Source organism: Curvibacter sp. EU05-FHT14A10 (assembly GCF_058791075.1).
Genome location: NZ_JBYTDE010000017.1, coordinates 85,014 through 103,827, shown reverse-complemented (window position 1 = coordinate 103,827; position 18,814 = coordinate 85,014). Strand labels below are relative to the sequence as shown.

Below are 18,814 nucleotides of genomic sequence, written 5' to 3'. Positions count from 1 at the left end.
CGCCCTCCCCCCCCAGAACAAACCGGAGACAGACCATGACAAGCTATCGTTTTGCCCCGCCTTACGAGCTGCCCAGCTTCGCCTACACCCCCCCACCGGAGCACCAGGGCCAGGCCCCGGGCCGCTACTCCATCGTGATCGTGGGGGCCGGCCCGGCCGGGCTGACCCTGGCCTGCGACCTGGCCCAGCGCGGTGTGCGCAGCGTGCTGATCGACGAAGACAACACCGTGGGCGTGCGGGGCGCCTCCTCGCGCGGCATCTGCTACGCGCAGAAGTCGCTTGAGATCCTGGATCGGCTGGGCGTCGCCGAGCAAGCTCTCGCCAAAGGGGTGGCCTGGTCGCTGGGTCGCACTTTCTCGGGCACCCAAGAGGTCTACAGCTTCAACCTGCAAGACCACAGCGTCTCCAGCCAGCCCCCCTTCATCAACCTGCAGCAGTTCTATCTGGAGTGGTTCCTGGTGGATCGCATCCAGACTCTGGGGCTGACCGATCTGCGCTGGAGCAGCCGGGTGACGCAGATCGAGCCTCATGGCGACCATGTGCGCTTGCAGGTCGAGACCCCCGACGGCGCGTATGCCCTGGAGGCGGATTACCTGATCGACGCCACAGGCGCCAACAGCCCCATCCGCACCCAACTGGGCCTGGAAACACACGCCTCACGCAGCACCGATCGCTGGTGCATCACCGATGTGCGCTTCACCCACCCCTTGCCCACCGAGCGCTGGACCTGGGTGGACGCCCCGTTCAATGACGGGCGAGCGGTGTGGCAGCACCTGATGGCCGATGGCGTCTGGCGAATCGACTATCAAATGCCCGAGGATGCCGACCCCGAGGCCATCAGTCAGCCAGAAGTGGCGGGCTCCAGGCTGCGGTCGCAATTGGGGCCGGATGTCGACTTTGAATTTGTCTGGATCGGCCCCTATGGCTACCGAGACCACCTGCTGGACAACTTCCGGGCCGGCCGGGTGTTCTTCATCGGCGATGCTGCCCACGTGGTCAGCCCTTTCGGTGCACGGGGTGGCAACACCGGCATGCAGGATGCGGCCAACCTCGGCTGGAAGCTGGCCCTGGTGAACCAGGGCCAAGCCCCCGACGCCCTGCTGGACAGCTTCAGCGCCGAGCGCCGCGCCGCCTGTGTCGAGAACCTGCAGGTGACCAGCCGCTCGGCCCGTTTTCTGGCCCCTCGCAGCCCGGCAGAACACACCTTGCGCCGCGCGGTCCTGGCGCTGGCGCGCCAGCACCCCTTCGCCCGGGCCCTGGTGAACACGGGGCGCATGTCTGTGGCCAATGACTACCCGCCCTCAGCTTGCTTGCCCCAGGGGGCGCGCAGCGTGCAGAACCTGGCACTGCCAGACCGCCAGGGCCGCCCCACGACGCTGATGCACCTGCTGCGCCAGGGCAGCGATTGCCTGGGCCTGTGGTTTGCCCCCACAGCGGCCGCACGGGCCGAGACCGAGCGGCGCCTGCGACAGACCACGCTGCCGGCCCGGCTGCTGCTCATCGGGGGGCCCGAGGCCGACCTGCAAGACCCCGGCGGCGTGCTGGCCCGGCACCTGGGGCTCGACCCCGATCACAGCGCCGGCACCTTGTGCCTGCTGCGCCCCGACGCCTACCTGGCGGCCACCTTGCCGGCCTGTGACGCCGATGCCTTGATCCAGGCCCTGTGCCGCGTCACTGGCCAAACCACCCCGACCCTTGAACCCATGACCGCCTGAGCCTGGACCCCCATGAACACCAAACCCAACATCCCCGACCCGGACGCCTTCTACGCAGCCCTGGTGCAAGCCCATGAGGGCCTGAGCGAAGCCGCCAGCGCCGACCTCAATGCCCGCCTGCTGCTGCTGCTGGCCAATCAATGCGGGCAGCAAGACGTGCTGCTCGCCTGCTTGAACGCCGCCCGCGAGGCCGCCCCCGCCACCCCGACCTGAAAGCCCATCCATGAGCACCCATGCCCCTTCCTTTGCCTCGGCCTCCGACCTGCAGGAGCAAAAGCCCCAGGTCCAGACGCTGGCCCCAGGCGTCTACGGCTACATCAGCGCCTTCGACCCCAACTGCGGCTTTGTGGTCGGCGACGAGCATGTCGTGGCCATCGACACCCGCCCCACCCCCCGGCTGGCACGCGACTTCCTGGCGGCCATCCGCAGCGTCACCGACAAGCCTGTGAAGTTCATTGTGCTGACCCACTACCATGCCGTGCGTGTGATGGGTGCCAGCGCCTTCCCAGAGGTGCAGGCCATCATCGCCAGCCAGGGCACGGCCGACTGGGTGCGCACCCGGGGCCAGGCCGACTTCGACTCGGAAGTGGGGCGCTTCCCACGCCTGTTTGCAGGCGTCGAGGAGGTCCCCGGCCTGACCCGGCCCAGCCTGAGCTTCGAGCGCGAAATGCGTCTGAACCTGGGCTCGCGTGAGATCCACCTGCACTGCCTGGGCCGCGGCCACTCGGGGGGCGACACCGTCGCCTGGCTGCCCGACTGCGGCGTGCTGTTTGCGGGCGACGTGGTCGAGAACCGCTGCGGCGTGTATGCCGGGGATGCCTACCTGCAAGACTGGCTGGGCACGCTGGACGCCGTGCGGGCACTCCAACCACGCACCCTGGTACCGGGGCGTGGCGCCGTGCAACACGGCCAGGCCGCCTGTGCCGAAGCCATCGACCTGACCCAGGCCTTCTTGCGCACCCTGCTGGACAGTGTGCGACAGAGCCTGGCGGCCGGCCTCGGCTTGCGGGCCTGCTTCGAGAACGCGCAACAAGCCATGACGCCACGCTTCGGCGACTGGCCCGTGTTCCAGCACGTGCTGCCCTTCGACGTGGCCCGCGCAGTTGAAGAACTGCAAGGCACCGAGCATCCCACGATCTGGACCGCCGAACGCGACCAGCAACTCTGGGCCACGCTGCGCGGCTGAGGCCCGCCACCCGCCCACTATCGGCCCACCAACGGCCCCCAAGCACAACAAACCCACACCGGAGACAGACATGAACAAGCACCCTTCCCTGACCCGCCGAGCCTGCGCTGGCCTGGCCCTGACCTTGCTGGCTGGCGTCGCCGGGCAGGCCCAGGCCCAGACACCACCCTACCCCAACCAGCCCGTGCGTTGGCTGGTGCCCTACGCCGCCGGCGGCGGCACCGACGCCATGGCCCGAGCCCTGGCCGACGCCATGCAGCCCCTGCTGGGACAGCCCCTGATCATCGACAACCGCCCGGGCGCGTCGACCAACATCGCGGTATCGGTGTTGCTGCAGGCCAAGCCCGACGGCTACACCGTGATGCAGGCCGAAAACGCTGCACTGCTGTTCAACGAGCACATGTTCGCCCGCCTGCCCTACAAGCCCGCCACCGACTTCACGTACATCGGAGCCATCGGCCGCATTCCGGTGGCCCTGGTGGTGCACCCCGACTTTCCGGCCAAGACGCTGGCTGAATTCATCGCTTACGCCAAGGCTCACCGCGACGGGGTCAACTACGCCTCACCCGGCAACGGCTCACCTCACCATGTGGCGATGGAGCTGTTCAAGCAGAAGGCCGACATCAGCCTCACCCACGTGGCCTACAAGGGGGCCGCACCGGCCATGCAGGATGTGATGGGCGGCCAGGTGCCGGTGATGATGCTGGACCTGGCCTCGGGGCTGCAGATGATGCGCGCCGGCAAGGTGCGTGTGCTGGCCCTGGCCTCACCGCAGCGCGCCAGCGCCCTGCCCGACACCCCCACCTTTGCCGAGCTGGGCTACAAGGAGGTCAACGCTGCGGCTTTCCACGGCCTGGTCGGCCCTGCCGGCATGCCTGCCGAGGTGGTGAGCCGCCTGAACGCCGAACTGCGCCGAGCCACCCAGAACCCCAAGGTGGTGAAGCTGTTTGCCGATTTCGGCTTCGAGCCCCTGCCTGGCAGCCCGGCCGATTTTCAGGCCCTGGCCCGCAGCGAGAGCGCTCGCTGGGGCAAGGTGATCAAGGCCTCCAACATCCAGCTCGACTGAGGACACACACCATGCCCCAACACGATCTGCGACTGGCCACGCGCCACAACGGGCGCCGCGATGGCGAACTGATGCTGGTCAGCCCCTCACGCCAACGTTGGGCCCCGGCCGGCCCCGCCGCCCCCACCCTGCAAGCCCTGCTGGACGACTGGGCAGCGCTGGCCCCGGCCCTGGCCCGGCGCTCCCACAGCCTGGATGCCTCAGGTTGGCAGGGCTGCACGGCCTTGAAGCCGCAGCAATGCCTGGCTCCATTGCCCCGGGCCTACCAATGGGCCGACGCCTCGGTGTACCGCAACCACGCCCGCCTGATCTACCAATGGCGGCAGGAGCCCATCCCGCCGCGCTACGAAGACGAGCCCCTGGTCTACCAGGGCGGCTCGGACGTGATGTTGTCGGGCGCCGAAGCCATCGTGGCGTGCGATGAGGCCCACGGCATCGACCTGGAGGCCGAGATCGCAGTCATCACCACCGACGTGCCGATGGGGGTCAGCCCCGAACAGGCCCTGCAACACATCGCCCTGGTGGTGCTGCTCAACGACGTGTCGCTGCGCGGCCTGATCCCGGCCGAGCTGGCCCGCGGCTTTGGCTTCTACCAGAGCAAGCCGGCCACCAGCTTCGCACCGGTCGCGGTCACGCCGGCGGCCTTGGGCACGGCATGGCAGGGCGGCATGCTGCACCGGCCGGTGCACATCGAGCTCAATGGCCAATGGTTCGGGCAACCCGATGCGGGCGAAGAGACGGTGTTCCATTTCGGCCAGATCATGGCCCACCTGGCCCGCACCCGGGCCCTGGGCGCGGGCAGCATCATCGGCGCCGGCACCATCAGCAATGCAGCCCCCGAGACCGGCAATGCGTGCATCACCGAGGCACGGGTGCGCCAGATGCTGGCGGGCACCCCCGAGGCCGGGCTGCACCCCTACCTGCGCCACGGCGACCGTGTGCGCATCGAGGTGCGGGATACGCACGGTATTTCGGTGTTCGGAGCCATCGACCAGACCGTCCAGGTGCGACCGCGGGCTTGAGGCCGGCACCGGCCGCCCGGGGTCACAACAGGCCGCCCCGCTTGAGGCGGTAGGCCAGTTGGGCTCGACTCAGGCCCAGCACCCGAGCGGCTTCAGCCACGTTATGACGCGCCGCCACCCAGGCCTGGCGGTAACGCTGCAACTCGGCCGCAGCGCCTGCATCGCCGCCCGGGCCGCGGGCCTGCACGGCGGTCCCTGCATTTGATCGCCGCACGCGCCGGTTGAGCTCGGCGCCAGGCACCGGCGCCTGCGCGGTCACCTGGGTCAGTTGGCCACTCTCATCCAGGCCCAAGGCCTCGTGTGACAGCAACTCGCCCCCCCGGAACAGGTGGTGCACATCGATCGGTTCACCCGGCTCGACCATGATCACGCCGCGCTCCACCAGGTTTTGCAGTTCGCGGATGTTGCCCGGAAAGTCATAGCGCAACAGGGCCTGGACCGCCCGGGCCGTGAAGCCAGGAACCTCGCGCTGGTGCAGGGCGACATAGCGCTGCAGAAAATGTTCCATCAGCAGCGGGATGTCATCGCGCCGCTCCTTCAAGGGCGGCAAGGTGATGGGAAACACATTGAGCCGGAACATCAGGTCCTCGCGAAAGCGCCCGGCCCGCACTTCGTCGCGGAGATCAACATTGCTGGCGGCCAGCACCCGCACATTCACCGGGATGGACCGGGTACCCCCCACCCGCTCGATCGTGCGCTCCTGCAGAGCGCGCAGCAGCTTGCCCTGGGCCACATAGCTGAGCGAGGCCACCTCGTCGAGGAACAGCGTGCCCTCGTGGGCCCGCTCGAAACGGCCTGGCCTTGACACTGTCGCCCCGGTGAAGGCCCCCCGCTCCACGCCAAACAACTCAGACTCGATCAGGGTGTCGGGTATCGCCGCGCAGTTGATAGCCACAAACGGCCGCTCGGCCCGGGGGCTGATGCGGTGCAGGGTCTGGGCAAACAGCTCTTTGCCCACACCCGAGGCGCCGGTGAACAGCACCGTGGCCTGGGTCGGCGCCACGCGCTGGATCAGGTGGCACGCGGCACTGAAGCTCGATGAGATGCCGATGGGCTCGGACACCTCGGTGCCGGGCGTCGGGGCTACAGCCCCGGGCCCATGCAGCGTGCTCAAGGGGCTCAGGCCCGGGCCAGGGTTGAAGCCCCGGACTCTGGGTGCGCTGGCATCGGGCATGAAGTAATGCAGGTCCAGCTCAGGGTCCTCCCACTGGTCCGCGGGCCGGCCGGTGATGCGGCAGGCTTCGGCGCCCATCGAGCGGCAGGCGGTCTCCCGGTAGATGATGAGCTTGCCCATGAAGGCGCTGGCATAGCCGCTGGCGTAGCCCACCTGCATCCAGCAGGCCGGCTCGGTGCCGATGCCGAAGGCGGCGATGTGCTCGTCGTCCTCGCTGGAGTCGTGCCACCAGAAATCGGCAAAAAAATCGCCACGGGCGATGTCAAACTCGAAGCGGATGGTCTCGGGCCGCACCATGCCCTCCAGCCGGTGCAGGTTGGGCCCGGCATGAAAGGCATTGGCGGGATCGCTGTCCGGCCACATGCGGCGCACCAGTTCAGCGTCGCGGGCCCCCGCGGCATACCCCACGCGCGTCAGCAGCGAACGGGCCTGCTCCTGGCCCAGGCTGGCAATCAGTTCGCGGCGCAAAGAGCCATAGGTGGACGAGCGCCACAGCAACATGCGCTGATCGTTCATCCAGATGCGCCCATCGCCGGGGGAAAAGGTCAAGGTCTCGGCCAGGTCCCGCGGGGTGGGCACGGCCCCCTCGTCAAAGTCGGCACTGCTGCGCGACTGCAACAGGCTGTCTTGCAAGGCGGCCAGGCTGAGGCGGGGAGGCGTCTTTTTCATGGCGAGGGGGCTTTGCACCGCTGATTTGATTAAATTTTGATCATCATAATTGAATCAAAGCAAAGGCATTTGATTCAGGGTTTTTGCGGATCACCACTCGCAACCCATTGAAATCAAACCACTTTCTCACCAGGCCAGGCTGGCACCGCGATTGCATTGTCATGAGGGCATTCTTTTCATCACGACAACGGAGTCAACCATGCTTCAAGGCAAGAAAATCATCGTCACCGGCGCCGCATCGGGCATCGGCGCCGCCACTGCGGCTCTGCTCACCCGCCAAGGGGCAGAAGTCATTGGCGTGGACATCCAGCGCCCGACCCAGTTCATGGGGCAGTTCATGCAGGCCGACCTGTCGCGGCCGGACTCGATCGATGCACTGGTCGCCGCCCTGCCGAGCGGCCTCAATGGCCTGGCCAACATCGCCGGGCTGCCCCCCACCCGCCCGGCGCCGGCCGTGCTGCGCGTGAACCTGGTCGGCCTCAAATACCTGACCACCCAGGTGCTGCCCAAGCTGGCCGACGGGGCCTCCATTGTCAATCTGGCGTCACTGGCCGGCCTGGGCTGGGCCGATGCCAAGGACACCATCCTGGCCAGCCAGGGCCTGGGTTTTGACGAGGTGGAAGCCTTCTGCCAGCAGCATGGCATCGAAGGAGCACGCAGCTATTTCTTCTCGAAAGAGGCCCTGATCGCCTGGACGCTGCAGAACCGCTGGACCTGGCGTGCCCGCGGCATCCGCATGAACGCCGTGAGCCCGGGGCCGGTCGACACCCCCATCCTGCAAGACTTCATCGAGACCCTGGGCGCCCGCGCCGAAGAGGACATGCGCACCATGGACCGCCCCGGCACCCCGGCGGATATCGCGCCAGTGGTGGCCTTTCTGCTGTCCGACGGCTCGGGCTGGATCCGCGGCGCCAACATTCCCACCGATGGCGGCATGTACGCCAACGTGCTGTGCCAGATGAACGGGCTTTGAGCCACTGAAACAGGAGACCTCCGACATGAGCACGATTTCCATGCTGATCAATGGCCAGGCCGTGGCCGCTGCAGATGGCGCCACCTTCGAACGACTGAACCCGCTGGATGGCTCGTTGGCCACCACCGCCCCGGCGGCCAACGCCACCGATGCCCGCGCTGCCGCGGACGCCGCCGCCAAGGCTTTCCCGGCCTGGGCGGCCCTGGGCCCGGGCGAGCGACGCAAGCTGCTGATGAAGGCCGCCACCACCCTGGAGGCCCAAGGTGAGGCCTTCGCACAAGCCATGGCCCGCGAGACCGGCGCCTCGGGCCTGTGGGCCGGCTTCAATGTGCATCTGGCCGCCGACATGTTGCTCGAAGCTGCGGCCCTGACCACCCAGGTCAGCGGCGAGCTGATCCCCTCAGATATGCCGGGTAGTCTGGCCACCGCCGTGCGCCAACCGGCCGGCGTGGTGCTGGGAATCGCCCCCTGGAACGCCCCGGTGATCCTGGGGGTGCGGGCCATTGCCGTGCCCCTGGCCATGGGCAACACCGTGGTGCTCAAGGGCAGCGAGTTGTGCCCGGCCACCCACGGCCTGATCATCCAGGCCCTGCAAGAGGCCGGCCTGCCGCCCGGCGTAGTCAACTTTGTGACCAATGCCCCGGCCGATGCCGGCACCGTGGTCGAAGCGTTGATCGCCCACCCCGCGGTCAAGCGTGTCAACTTCACCGGGTCCACCCATGTGGGCAAGATCATTGCAGCCACCTGCGCCAAATACCTCAAGCCCTCGGTGCTCGAACTCGGCGGCAAGGCCCCCCTGCTGGTGCTCGATGACGCCGACCTGGAGGCTGCGGTCAACGGCGCCATCTTCGGCGCCTTCGCCAACTCAGGGCAAATCTGCATGTCCACCGAACGCCTCGTGGTGGACGAGTCGGTGGCCGACGAGTTCGTGGCCCGCTTCGCGGCCCGTGCCGCCGCCCTGCCCCTGGGCGACCCCCGCCTGGGCCCGGCCGTGCTGGGCTCGGTGGTGGGCCAGGCCACGGTGGACCGCTGCAACGCTTTGATCGACGACGCGCTGGCCAAAGGAGCCACCCTGGTGTGTGGTGGCCGCGCCGACAGCACGCTGATGCCCGCCACCGTGCTCGACCACGTCACGCCGGCGATGCGCCTGTACAGCGAGGAAAGCTTCGGCCCGGTGAAGGGCGTGGTGCGCGTGGCCGGCGAAGACGCCGCCGTGGCCTGCGCCAACGACAACCCCTTCGGCCTGTCGGCTGCGGTGTTCACCCGCGACACGGCCCGGGGCTGGCGCGTGGCACAACGCATCGAGTCGGGCATCTGCCACATCAACGGCCCCACGGTGCACGACGAGGCCCAGATGCCATTTGGCGGCGTCAAGGGCAGCGGCTGGGGCCGATTCGGTGGACGCGCCGGCATCGAGGCCTTCACCGAGCTGCGCTGGATCACGGTGCAGACCGGGCCGCGGCACTACCCGTTCTGAGTACCGCAAGCCCTGGCCAGGCCAGGGTGCCGCGCAGCAGCGTCGCGCGCGCGGAAACACCTCAGCCCCTTCAGATCACCCCCTCAAGTCGCCTGCGCGATGTTCAAACCACCCGCCACCCACAAAGGCTGGCCCGTCATGTAAGGCAGGCGCCCCTGGGCCAGGGTGCTGACGGCCAGGCCCACGTCTTCGGGCGTGCCCCAGCGGCGCTGGGGCACGCGGCCCTCTTCCATCCAGCGGTCGATCACCTCGGTGCCGGCCGAGGCCGTCATGGCCGTGCGCATGAAGCCCGGGCGCACCTCGTGCACATGGATGTTCTCGGCGGCCAGGCGCAGTGCGAACAGGCGGCTGACCATGGAGAGCGCCGCCTTGGTGGTGCAGTACTGGGCGCGGTCGGGCGACACCATTTCGGCCGCGATCGAGGTGATGAAGACCAGGCTGCGGTAGGCCCCCAGCTCGGCCGGATGCGCGATCAGGTGGCGCGCAAAAGCCTGGCTCAGAAAGAAGGTGCCACGCAGGTTGATGTCCACCGAGCGATCGAAGGCCTGCGGGCTCAGCGCCAGCAGGTCGGTCAATGGCCGCGCGGCAATGCCGGCGTTGTTGACCAGGCAGGTCAGCGGGCCCAGCGCCGCCTCAACAGCGCCCAACGCAGCCTCGTGGGCCCCCAGGTCGGCAATGTCCAGGCGCTGGTAGTGGATGCGCGCCTCAGGCGCCTCGGGCACCACCAGCGAGGTTGGATCCACGCTGCCGGCCTCGGGCAGGTCGAGCACCGCCACGTCAAAGCCATCGCGGGCCAGTTGCACGGTGATGCCGCGCCCCAGGCCTTGCAGGCCACCGGTGACCAGGGCCACCGGGCGTCGTGTGGCCGCAGACCCAAGGCGGGCCGTGGAAGAAGAAAGAACAGAGGTCGTCATGAAAAGGGTTCCGCTTGAAGAAAGAAAAGAAGGGCCGGGGGCAAGGCAGCGCTCAGTCGATCCACTCGCTCATCAGCGCGGCGGTCTTGAGCAGGCTGGGCGCCAGGGCCTGGACCCGGTCAGGGTTCAGGCGCGGCTCCACCGCCGAGATGGACAGGGCCATGTAGGGCGCCTGGCTGCGCGACAGCACGGGGGCGGCCATGCCCGCCACGCCCGGCATGACGGTGTTGGGGCCCGCGCAATAGCCCTGCCGCAGCGTGTCGGCCAGTTTGTCGCGCAGGCTGCGCTCCAACTGCACCCGGTGAGCCTGGATCCAGTCCTCAGGCGCATCCAGAGCCAGGCGATGCAAGGCCTCGCGTTGCAGCCCCTGATCCATGTGGGCCAGCAGGGCCAGGCCCGAATAGCTGGCCGTGAAGGGTTTGGTGTCGCCCACGCTGACCAGGTGGGTGCGGATGGGGTAGTCGCCCTCAGCACGCAACAAGTAGTGCACACCATGGAACTGACGCAGGCTCAGATAGACCACATCACCGCATTCGTCGGCGAGCGCCTGGGCCAGTGCACGCAGGCGTTGAAAGTCGCGGATCGGACTGGGTGCAGACAGGCCCAGCGAGAACATCGCCGGCCCCAGCGTGTAGCGGCGATCACTCCCTTGCTGCACCAGACGCACCGCACACAACTCGCCCAGCAGGCGGTGCACCGACGAGCGCGCAATGCCCGTGTCCAGCGCCAGGTCCTTCAGCCGGGCCCCACGCGGCCCCTCGCGCGAAATGCGTGACAGCAGCTCGGCCACCCTGGTCACCACCTGGGTCCTCTGCCCCTCGTCAGCAGGCGCCTCGTCCATCGGCTCGTCCAGGGGGTCATTCATGCAGCGTCTCCTTTTTGATGTTCCGTTATACGGACTTATTTGAGTGAAACAGCAGAACAGGCTGTCCTAGAATTTTTCACATCGTTGACATTGATCATAGTGAATGCACGGAGACAAGACGTGAAACAGTGCTGTTTGAGCTGGGTAAAGCCCGCAATTTTTATTCCATTCAACGGACTTATTATGAAAGGGCCAAAGCATGTCTGAGCCCTTGCCATCCGCCCTCCCCCTGTCCGGCCAGGTGGCCGTGGTGACCGGCGCCGGGGGCGGCATCGGCCGCGCCTGCTGCCTGCGCCTGGGCCGTGCCGGCGCCGCCGTGCTGGCCCTGGACCTGGATGAAGCCGCTGCCCATGAAACCGCGCGCCTGCTGCAGGCCCAGGGCAGCCCGGCCCTGCCCCTGGCCGCCGATGTGTGCGACCCAGGCCTGGGGGCCCGGGTGCTGGCCCAGGCCCTGGCCCACTTTGGCCGGCTCGACATCCTGGTGAACAACGCCGGGCGCGGCAGCGCGCAGCGCCCCTTGTGGGAGATCGAGCTGGAAGACTGGCAGCACGACCTGACGCTGAACCTCAGCAGCCAGTTCTACCTGTGCAAGGCGCTGGTACCGCACATGGTGGCGGCAGGCTATGGGCGCATCGTCAATGTGGCCTCGGCCGCCGGCATGGAGGGCCACCCCTTGAGCGGCGGCTACGCGGCCGCCAAGGCCGGCGTGATCGCCATGACCAAGACGCTGGGCAAGGAGCTGGCCACCCAGGGCGTGATCGTGAATGCCATCGCCCCCGCGCTGATCGACTCGCCCATGCTGCGCAGCGAGTGGTTCAGCGCCGAGCTCAAGCGGCAACTGCTGGAGCGCATCCCGATGCGCCGCCCCGGCCAGCCTGAAGAGGTGGCCGAGATGGTGCTGTTCCTGGCCAGCCCGGCGGTGAGCTTCTCCACCGGCGCGGTGTTCGACCTCTCGGGTGGCCGCGCCACCTACTGAGCCTCGCCGGCCGCCCCCGGCCCCTGTTTCTTCATTCGATGCTGCAACCCGCCCGGACGGCGGGAGGGCATCGCTTCGCCATCAGCAAAAGGAAAACGTCCATGACCCTCGCCTTGCAAGCCAGCGGCACCGTCGCGATCGACGGCGCCAGCGTGCCCTACTACGACGCCGGCCCCCACCAGAGCGGCCGCCTGCCCCTGCTGCTGGTGCACGGCACCGCCGGCAGCACCAACAGCCACTTCGGCTACCTGTTTCCCATGCTGGCCTACCGCCAGCGCGTGGTCTCTCTCGACCTGAGCCCGGGTGCCGACACCCAGGCCCCCCTGCAGGTGGAAGACCTGGTGCGCCAGGTGATGGCGGTGGCCGACCGGGTGCTGGGCCCAGGCCAACCCTTCGCCCTGGCCGGGTACTCCCTGGGTGCCGTGGTGGCCGCCGCCACGGCCGGCCTGCACCCCGACGTGGTGCACCAGTTGGTGCTGGTGGCCGGCTGGATCCAGACCGACACCCAGCAGCAGCTGCGCAGCCACGTCTGGCACGGCCTGCGCCAGGCCCTGCCAGACGGCCCGCTGCTGCGCGAGTTCATGGCCTTTTGCGCCTTCAGCCCCGCATTCATGCTGCCGCGCAGCCTGGGTGACCTGCAGGGCGCGGCAGCGGCCATCCCGCTGTCGCCCTGGGTGGACCGGCAGATGGCCCTCAACGGCCGGGTGGACATCAGCCCCCAGGTGGCTGCCATCCGCGCCACCACCTTGGTGATCGGTTGCAGCGAAGACCAGATGGTGCCGCGCCACCACAGCCTGGCCCTGTTCGGTGCCATCGAAGACGCGCGCTACCTGGAGCTGAGCTCAGGCCATGCCGTGGTGTTCGAACGCCCGGCCGAGTTGTTCCATGCCATCGACCAATTCACCCGCGCCCCACAGGCCCACGCAGCCGGCACGCGCATCCCCGCCACCCGTCCCTGAGCCAACCCCCTTTCAAATCCGGACCCACTCATCATGACCCCCTCCAACTCCACGCCTGACAGCGCCCAACGCCAGGCCCGCCTCATCATCATCGGCGCCGGCTTCGCCGGCCTGGGCCTGGGTATGCGCCTGCGCCAGCGCGGCGACACCGACTTTCTGGTGCTGGAACGCGCCGCCGACGTGGGGGGCACCTGGCGCGACAACGACTACCCGGGCTGCGCCTGCGACGTGCCCTCACACCTTTACTCCTTCTCGTTCCGCCCCAACCCGAACTGGTCGCGTGTGTTCTCGCCCGGCCCGGAGATCCAGCAATACCTGCGTGGATGCGCCCAGGAAAGCGGCCTTCTGCCGCACATCCACTTTGGCACCGACATGTTGGCCGCGCGCTGGCAGGCGGACCGTAGCCGCTGGGTGGTGGAAACCAACCAGGGAACCTACGAAGCCGAAGTACTGATCACTGCCACCGGCCACCTGGCCGACGAGCGACTGCCCGAAGTACCGGGACTGGACAGCTTCACTGGCGAGGTCTTCCACTCAGCCCGCTGGAACCACCAGGCCGACTTGGAGGGCAAACGCATCGGGGTGGTGGGCTCAGGGGCATCAGCCATCCAAATCGTGCCGCAAATGGCCGAACTGGCCCGTGAACTCGTGGTGTTCCAGCGCAGCGCGGCCTATGTGATCCCACGCGCCGACCGTTCCTACACCGCGGCAGAGCAGCGCCTGTTTGCCCGCGACCCCGAACGCATGCATGCACTGCGCTCCGAGTTCTTTTGGAATGGCGAATACAACTTTGCACAACGCCGCAATGTGCCGCGCTTTCTGCAAGAGGCCAAAGACCTGGCCCTGGGCCACCTGGCCCGCCAAGTCAGCGACCTGGCGCTGCGCCAAAAACTAACGCCCGATTACGAGGTGGGCTGCAAGCGCCTGCTGATCTCCAACGACTACTTCCCTGCGCTGACCCGCCCGAACGTCACGCTGGAGGCGTCTGCCCTCGCCCGTGTGGACGGATCACAAGTGGTGGCCGCCAACGGAGCCGCACATGAGTTGGACGTGCTGGTGCTGGCCACCGGCTTCGAAGCCACCCGCCCGCCCTTTGCCAAACGGGTGTTCGGCTCCCAGGGCCACAGCCTGGACGCCCAATGGGACCAGGGCATGCAGGCCTTCGATTCGATCGCCGTGAACGGCTTTCCCAACCTGTTCATCCTCAATGGCCCCAACACCGGCCTGGGACACAACTCGGTGGTCTACATCATCGAGGCGCAAGTGGATTACCTGCTCGAAGCACTGGACCACATGCTTGCACAGCAAGTGGCGGTGCTGGAGGCCGACGCCCAGGCAGAGAACGCCTACATGGACGCCCTGCACCAGCGCAGCCAGGGCACGGTCTGGCTGGCCGGCGGCTGCAAAAGCTGGTATGTGGACCCCCGCAGCGGTCGCCTGACCCTGGTCTGGCCCGACTACGCCCACGCCTTCCGCGATGCCAACGGGCACTTCCACCCCGAGGGCTACCGCCACACACCCTTGCACGCCTGAGCCTTACACCTTGAATGAAAGAGACAAAAACATGAGCAACCCACACACCACCACCTCCTCGCACCTGAGCCGCAGGGCAACCCTGCTGGCCGGCCTGACCGCCTTGGCCGCCACCTGCCTGCCTGCTCAGGCGCAGGAACCCAGCCCCGCCCGCATCCTGGTCGGTTTCCCGGCCGGGGGCGGCTTTGATGCCGTGGCCCGCCTGCTGGCCAACGAACTCAAGACCGTTCTCAAGCGGCCAGTCTTGGTGGACAACCGCCCCGGCGCCGGTGGCCGTCTCGCCGTCGATCTGCTGCGCGGCTCCAAGCCCGATGGCAGCGTGCTGATGTTAGGCCCCGATGCCCTGACGGCGCTGTATCCCTTCACCTACAGCAAGCTCAACTATGACCCTGCCAAGGACCTGGTGCCCGTGGGCACGGTGAGCGAGTTCCCCTTTGTGCTGGTGGCGGGCAGCGAGCCCCCGGTCAAGACCCTGGCCCAGTACATCGCCTGGGCCCGGGTCAACCCCGAGCGTGCCCAATACGGCGTGCCCGCCCGCGGGGCACCGCATCATTTCTTCGGCATGGCGCTGGGCAAGACCATCGGCGTCAAGCTGGAGGACGTGCCCTACCAAGGCAGCGCCCCCTTGATGCTGGGCCTGATGGGTGGCCAGGTGAGCTGCGGCATCGACGTGCTGGGCAGCGTGCTGGAGCAGTACAAGGCCGGCAAAGTGAGCCTGCTGGCCGTGTCCTCGCCACAACGCATGCCCCAAATCCCCGAGGTGCCCACTTTTGCCGAACAGGGGTTTCCCAGCATCAGCGGCATGGGCTTCAACGGCCTGTATGCCCCGGCCGGCACACCGCCCGCGGTGGTCACCAGCTGGAACCAGGCCCTGGCCCAGGTGCTGGCCCAGCCCGCCGTGCGCGAACGCCTGATGGTGTTGGGTGCCCTGCCGGTCGGCAAGAGCGCCGACGAGTTGAACCAACGCGGCCACGAAGCCGCCAAACGCTGGGGCCCCGTGATCAAGGCCTCAGGCTTCACGGCCGACTGATGGCCGCCCCCGCCCCTGGCGGGTGGCCCCCGAATCCCGTGCCGGGCCCGCGAGGCACGGCCTGGAAGCCAGGGCCTCGTCCGAGGCCCATTTTCAAGCACAGAAACCCGGTGCCACCCGGGTCACAAGGAGACAGAACCATGCCACGTCCACTTTCCATCTCTTGGGCCGCCGCTGCAGCCTTCGCTGCGCTGAGCAGCCTTGCGCTGGCCCATGACGGCCCCACCCCCGCGCCTTCACGCTTCGGCGCCGGCGACCAGATCGGCGCCGCCAACTACCTGACACCAGGCCTGGCGCTGCAGGCCAGCCGCCTGGTGCGCAGTGGCAAGACCTATTCCTTGGCCATCCCCACCACTCCTGACACGCCCGCCCTGGCGCCACGCAGCTTCCGCATGACCGTCGTGCAGCCCGGCCAGGTGGGTGGCGCCACCCTGGGGCCAAGTAAGTCCAGCTACAACGACGACATCCTGGCCGCCTGGGTGGCCGTGGGCACGCAAATCGACGGCCTGGGTCATGTCGGCATCGACAACGTCTACTACAACGGCAACAAGGCCAGCGATTTCGTGACCGCCACCGGCCTGACCCGGCTGGGCATCGAGGGCATTCCGCCCTTCGTGACCCGCGGCGTGGTGCTGGACATGGCCGGCTACTTTGGCAGCGAGCGCCTGAAGGAAGGCCACGCCTTCCAGCGCGCCGACCTGCAAGGCGCCGCCAAACGGCAAGGCATTGAGCTGCGCCGCGGCGACGTGGTGCTGCTGCACACCGGCTGGCTGGGCCTGATCGGGCAGGACAATGCCCGCTTCCTGGCCGGCGAGCCCGGCCTGGGCCTGGATGGCGCCCGTTACCTGACTGACCTGGGCGTGGTGGCCGTGGGGGCCGACAACTGGGCGGTCGAAGTACTGCCCAACGAAAAAGGCAATGAAGCCTTCGACATCCACCAGCACCTGCTGGCCCGCAGTGGAACCTACATCCTCGAATACGTGCGCACCGATGAACTGGTGCGTGACCAGGCCTGGGAGTTCATGTTCGTGCTGGGCACCCCGCGTTACGCGGGCGGCGTGCAGGCGGTGGTGAACCCGGTGGCGATCCGCTGATGGCCTGGGCCGGGCGCGCACTCAGTCCAACCGGATACCCCGCTCCTGGATGAGCGCGCCCCAACGCAGCAGCTCCTTGTTCAGGTGCTCAGCCAGCGCCTGAGGTGTCGAACCGATCGGTTCAGCCCCCACGCTTTCGAGCTTGCGCACGATCTCGGGCTGACGCATGGCGGTGATCAGTGCCTTGTTCAGCCTGGCCACCACGTCTGGGGGCGTCCCTGCAGGCGCAAACACGGCAAACCAGGGTGACACCTCGTAGCCCGGCACGCCGACTTCCGCGATGGTGGGCACTTCGGGCAATGCCGATGAACGCCGCGCCGAGGTCACGCCCAGCGCCTTCAACTTGCCCGACTGGATGTGGGGCCGCGCGGAGGTGATGCTGTCAAACATGAGATCGACCTGCCCACCGAGCATGTCGGTCACGGCCGGGCCACTGCCCTTGTAGGGGATGTGGAGCAGTTTCAGCTGAGCCATGGACGCAAACACTTCGCCGGCCAGATGGATGGACGTGCCGTTGCCGGCGGACGCATACGTCAGCTGGCCGGGCGCTTGCCTGGCGTGGGCCAGCACGTCCTTGACCGACTTGTCGCTGCTGCGGGCGGGATTGACCACCAGCACGTTCGGCACCACAGCGAGCAGGCTGACCGGCGTGAAGTCTTTCACCGGGTCGTAGCTGAGCTTGGGGTACAAGGCCTTGTTGGTCGCCATGCCGATCGAGGTGATCATGATCGTGTGGCCGTCTGCAGGCTGCTTGGCCACATAGTCAGCGCCGATGTTGCCCCCGGCGCCAGGTCGGTTCTCGATCACAAAGGCCTGCCCGAGGTCCTGGGCAAGGCGATCGCCGAGGGTACGAGCGATGACGTCCATCGCCCCACCCGGCGGGAACGGCACCACCCACTTCACGGGCTTGTTGGGCCATCGGGCTTCGGTCTGGGCTTGCGTGCCCCAGGGCAGCATGAGGCCTGCGGTCAGCATGGCCAGCGTTCTTCGGTTCATGGCCATGTCAGGCAATCGAAGACGGATGCTTGGCCAGCGGTGTGACCGTGATCTTCATGAAAGGAAACAGCGGCAGCTGGCTCAAGATGTCATGCAACTCGTCGTTGCTGGCGACGTCGAACACGCTGTAGTTGGCGTACTCACCCACCACGCGCCAGAGGTGAGGCCATTGGCCGGAGCGCTGAAGCTGCTGTGAGTAGGCCTTTTCGTCGGCCTTGATGCGGGCGGCCTCTTCGGGATCGAGGGTCGAGGGAATGTCGACGACCATGTGAACCAGGTACAGCATAGGATGTCCTCAAAGATCAGGAAGCTTGTTCCAGGGTTGCAAGAAACTGAAGCACCGCCTGATTGAATGCCTGCGGTGCTTCGAGGTTGGAAAGGTGGGAGGCCTCCAGCACGGACAGCTGGGCACCGGCGATGCTCGCCTCCATGGCCTGCGCATCGGCCACCGTGGTGACCGGGTCAGAGGCCCCCGCCAACAGCAAGGTGGGCGTGCTGATCCGGTGCAGCTCTGTGCGCAGATCGGACGTGGCCAGGGCCTCGCAGCAGGCTGCATAGCCTTGCGGCGCGATGCCGGCCATCCAGGATTGGGCACGTTGCACGACGGCCGGATGCGCCCGAACAAACTCAGCGCTGAACCAGCGGCCCGGCGCAGACTCGGCCAGGGCCAACAGGGCGGGTTTGCCGCCTTCACGCACCGCCTTGGCGCGCTCATGCCAGCCCTGCGCCGAACCGATCCGGGCCGCACTGTTGCAGACCGCAATGCCGTTGAACCGCTGGCCCGCATGGGCGCCCAGCCAAAGCCCGGTATGCCCCCCCATGGAGATGCCACAGAACGCAGCCTGCTCGATGTTCAGGGCGTCAAGCACGGCCAACACGTCCAGCCCCAGGTCCTCGAAGCTGAAGGACCCGGGCGTGATCGGGCTGCCACCGTGTCCTCGTGTGTCGTAGCGGATCAGGCGGTGGCTTTCTGACAGCGCCTCGACCTGCGGGTCCCACATCTCCAGGGTGGTCCCCAGCGAATTGGAGAGGATCAAAGCAGGCGCAGCGGCATCCCCATCGACGCAGACGCGGAACGTGCCGCGGGATGTGGCCAAGGGCGTTGGAAAGGAGGGGCTTGGTGGGGACATGGACTTCATCCTTCAAACACGTTCAGACACGTTCA

General features: G+C 67.6%; 18 protein-coding genes. 12 read left to right on the top strand and 6 right to left on the bottom strand.

Annotated elements, in window-relative coordinates; translation table 11 throughout:
• Nucleotides 1–35 precede the first annotated feature (35 nt).
• The 5 genes from AC3WUT_RS25160 to AC3WUT_RS25140 all read left to right on the top strand — a co-directional run bounded on the left by AC3WUT_RS25160 (nucleotide 36) and on the right by AC3WUT_RS25140 (nucleotide 4,989).
• Nucleotides 36–1,715: an FAD-dependent monooxygenase gene (locus AC3WUT_RS25160; RefSeq protein ID WP_492349804.1), complete on the top strand. Its 1,680-nt coding sequence runs from the start codon at nucleotides 36–38 to the stop codon at nucleotides 1,713–1,715.
• Nucleotides 1,716–1,727: 12 nt separating this feature from the next.
• Nucleotides 1,728–1,928 carry a DUF2783 domain-containing protein gene (locus AC3WUT_RS25155; RefSeq protein ID WP_492349803.1) on the top strand — a complete coding sequence of 67 codons (201 nt, stop codon included), beginning with the start codon at nucleotides 1,728–1,730 and terminating at the stop codon, nucleotides 1,926–1,928.
• 10 nt (nucleotides 1,929–1,938) lie between these two features.
• Complete coding sequence (locus tag AC3WUT_RS25150; RefSeq protein ID WP_492349802.1) at nucleotides 1,939–2,901, top strand: MBL fold metallo-hydrolase; 963 nt, start codon at nucleotides 1,939–1,941, stop codon at nucleotides 2,899–2,901.
• 70 nt (nucleotides 2,902–2,971) lie between these two features.
• Nucleotides 2,972–3,967: a Bug family tripartite tricarboxylate transporter substrate binding protein gene (locus AC3WUT_RS25145; protein ID WP_492349801.1), complete on the top strand. Its 996-nt coding sequence runs from the start codon at nucleotides 2,972–2,974 to the stop codon at nucleotides 3,965–3,967.
• 26 nt (nucleotides 3,968–3,993) lie between these two features.
• The gene (locus AC3WUT_RS25140; RefSeq protein ID WP_492349821.1) at nucleotides 3,994–4,989 is read left to right on the top strand and encodes a fumarylacetoacetate hydrolase family protein; all 996 of its coding nucleotides are present in this window, start codon (nucleotides 3,994–3,996) and stop codon (nucleotides 4,987–4,989) included.
• Between the two features lie 22 nt (nucleotides 4,990–5,011).
• Here the strand turns inward: AC3WUT_RS25140 and AC3WUT_RS25135 are convergent, their stop codons facing one another.
• Entirely contained in the window at nucleotides 5,012–6,832 is a 1,821-nt protein-coding gene (locus AC3WUT_RS25135) for a sigma 54-interacting transcriptional regulator (protein ID WP_492349800.1), read from the bottom strand.
• Between the two features lie 199 nt (nucleotides 6,833–7,031).
• Here AC3WUT_RS25135 and AC3WUT_RS25130 point away from each other — a divergent pair, with 199 nt between their 5' ends.
• The gene (locus tag AC3WUT_RS25130; protein ID WP_492349799.1) at nucleotides 7,032–7,805 is read left to right on the top strand and encodes a coniferyl-alcohol dehydrogenase; all 774 of its coding nucleotides are present in this window, start codon (nucleotides 7,032–7,034) and stop codon (nucleotides 7,803–7,805) included.
• Between the two features lie 25 nt (nucleotides 7,806–7,830).
• Nucleotides 7,831–9,282 carry an aldehyde dehydrogenase gene (locus tag AC3WUT_RS25125; protein ID WP_492349798.1) on the top strand — a complete coding sequence of 484 codons (1,452 nt, stop codon included), beginning with the start codon at nucleotides 7,831–7,833 and terminating at the stop codon, nucleotides 9,280–9,282.
• 83 nt (nucleotides 9,283–9,365) lie between these two features.
• On the opposite strand, the gene AC3WUT_RS25120 is transcribed toward AC3WUT_RS25125, so the two are convergent.
• Both AC3WUT_RS25120 and AC3WUT_RS25115 read right to left on the bottom strand, forming a co-directional pair.
• Nucleotides 9,366–10,196 carry a 3-ketoacyl-ACP reductase gene (locus AC3WUT_RS25120; protein WP_492349797.1) on the bottom strand — a complete coding sequence of 277 codons (831 nt, stop codon included), beginning with the start codon at nucleotides 10,194–10,196 and terminating at the stop codon, nucleotides 9,366–9,368.
• A gap of 52 nt (nucleotides 10,197–10,248) precedes the next feature.
• Nucleotides 10,249–11,061 carry an IclR family transcriptional regulator gene (locus tag AC3WUT_RS25115; protein WP_492349796.1) on the bottom strand — a complete coding sequence of 271 codons (813 nt, stop codon included), beginning with the start codon at nucleotides 11,059–11,061 and terminating at the stop codon, nucleotides 10,249–10,251.
• 199 nt (nucleotides 11,062–11,260) lie between these two features.
• Between AC3WUT_RS25115 and AC3WUT_RS25110 the strand changes: the two genes are divergently transcribed.
• The 5 genes from AC3WUT_RS25110 (at nucleotide 11,261) to AC3WUT_RS25090 (ending at nucleotide 16,653) form a co-directional block, all read left to right on the top strand.
• Complete coding sequence (locus AC3WUT_RS25110) at nucleotides 11,261–12,037, top strand: SDR family NAD(P)-dependent oxidoreductase (RefSeq protein WP_492349795.1); 777 nt, start codon at nucleotides 11,261–11,263, stop codon at nucleotides 12,035–12,037.
• A gap of 101 nt (nucleotides 12,038–12,138) precedes the next feature.
• On the top strand, nucleotides 12,139–12,996 hold the full coding sequence (locus AC3WUT_RS25105) for an alpha/beta fold hydrolase (protein ID WP_492349794.1): 858 nt from the start codon (nucleotides 12,139–12,141) through the stop codon (nucleotides 12,994–12,996).
• 33 nt (nucleotides 12,997–13,029) lie between these two features.
• Nucleotides 13,030–14,529, top strand: a complete 1,500-nt coding sequence (locus tag AC3WUT_RS25100) for a flavin-containing monooxygenase (protein ID WP_492349793.1) — start codon at nucleotides 13,030–13,032, stop codon at nucleotides 14,527–14,529.
• A gap of 31 nt (nucleotides 14,530–14,560) precedes the next feature.
• The gene (locus AC3WUT_RS25095; RefSeq protein ID WP_492349792.1) at nucleotides 14,561–15,559 is read left to right on the top strand and encodes a Bug family tripartite tricarboxylate transporter substrate binding protein; all 999 of its coding nucleotides are present in this window, start codon (nucleotides 14,561–14,563) and stop codon (nucleotides 15,557–15,559) included.
• 140 nt (nucleotides 15,560–15,699) lie between these two features.
• Nucleotides 15,700–16,653 carry a cyclase family protein gene (locus AC3WUT_RS25090; RefSeq protein WP_492349791.1) on the top strand — a complete coding sequence of 318 codons (954 nt, stop codon included), beginning with the start codon at nucleotides 15,700–15,702 and terminating at the stop codon, nucleotides 16,651–16,653.
• A 21-nt stretch (nucleotides 16,654–16,674) separates the two neighbouring features.
• Here the strand turns inward: AC3WUT_RS25090 and AC3WUT_RS25085 are convergent, their stop codons facing one another.
• From AC3WUT_RS25085 to pcaD, 3 genes are read right to left on the bottom strand one after another with little or no spacing between them, the layout of a single operon-like run.
• The gene (locus AC3WUT_RS25085; protein ID WP_492349790.1) at nucleotides 16,675–17,655 is read right to left on the bottom strand and encodes a Bug family tripartite tricarboxylate transporter substrate binding protein; all 981 of its coding nucleotides are present in this window, start codon (nucleotides 17,653–17,655) and stop codon (nucleotides 16,675–16,677) included.
• A gap of 1 nt (nucleotide 17,656) precedes the next feature.
• The gene (catC, locus tag AC3WUT_RS25080; RefSeq protein ID WP_492349789.1) at nucleotides 17,657–17,935 is read right to left on the bottom strand and encodes a muconolactone Delta-isomerase; all 279 of its coding nucleotides are present in this window, start codon (nucleotides 17,933–17,935) and stop codon (nucleotides 17,657–17,659) included.
• 16 nt (nucleotides 17,936–17,951) lie between these two features.
• The gene (pcaD, locus tag AC3WUT_RS25075) at nucleotides 17,952–18,779 is read right to left on the bottom strand and encodes a 3-oxoadipate enol-lactonase (protein ID WP_492349788.1); all 828 of its coding nucleotides are present in this window, start codon (nucleotides 18,777–18,779) and stop codon (nucleotides 17,952–17,954) included.
• Nucleotides 18,780–18,814: the final 35 nt, after the last annotated feature.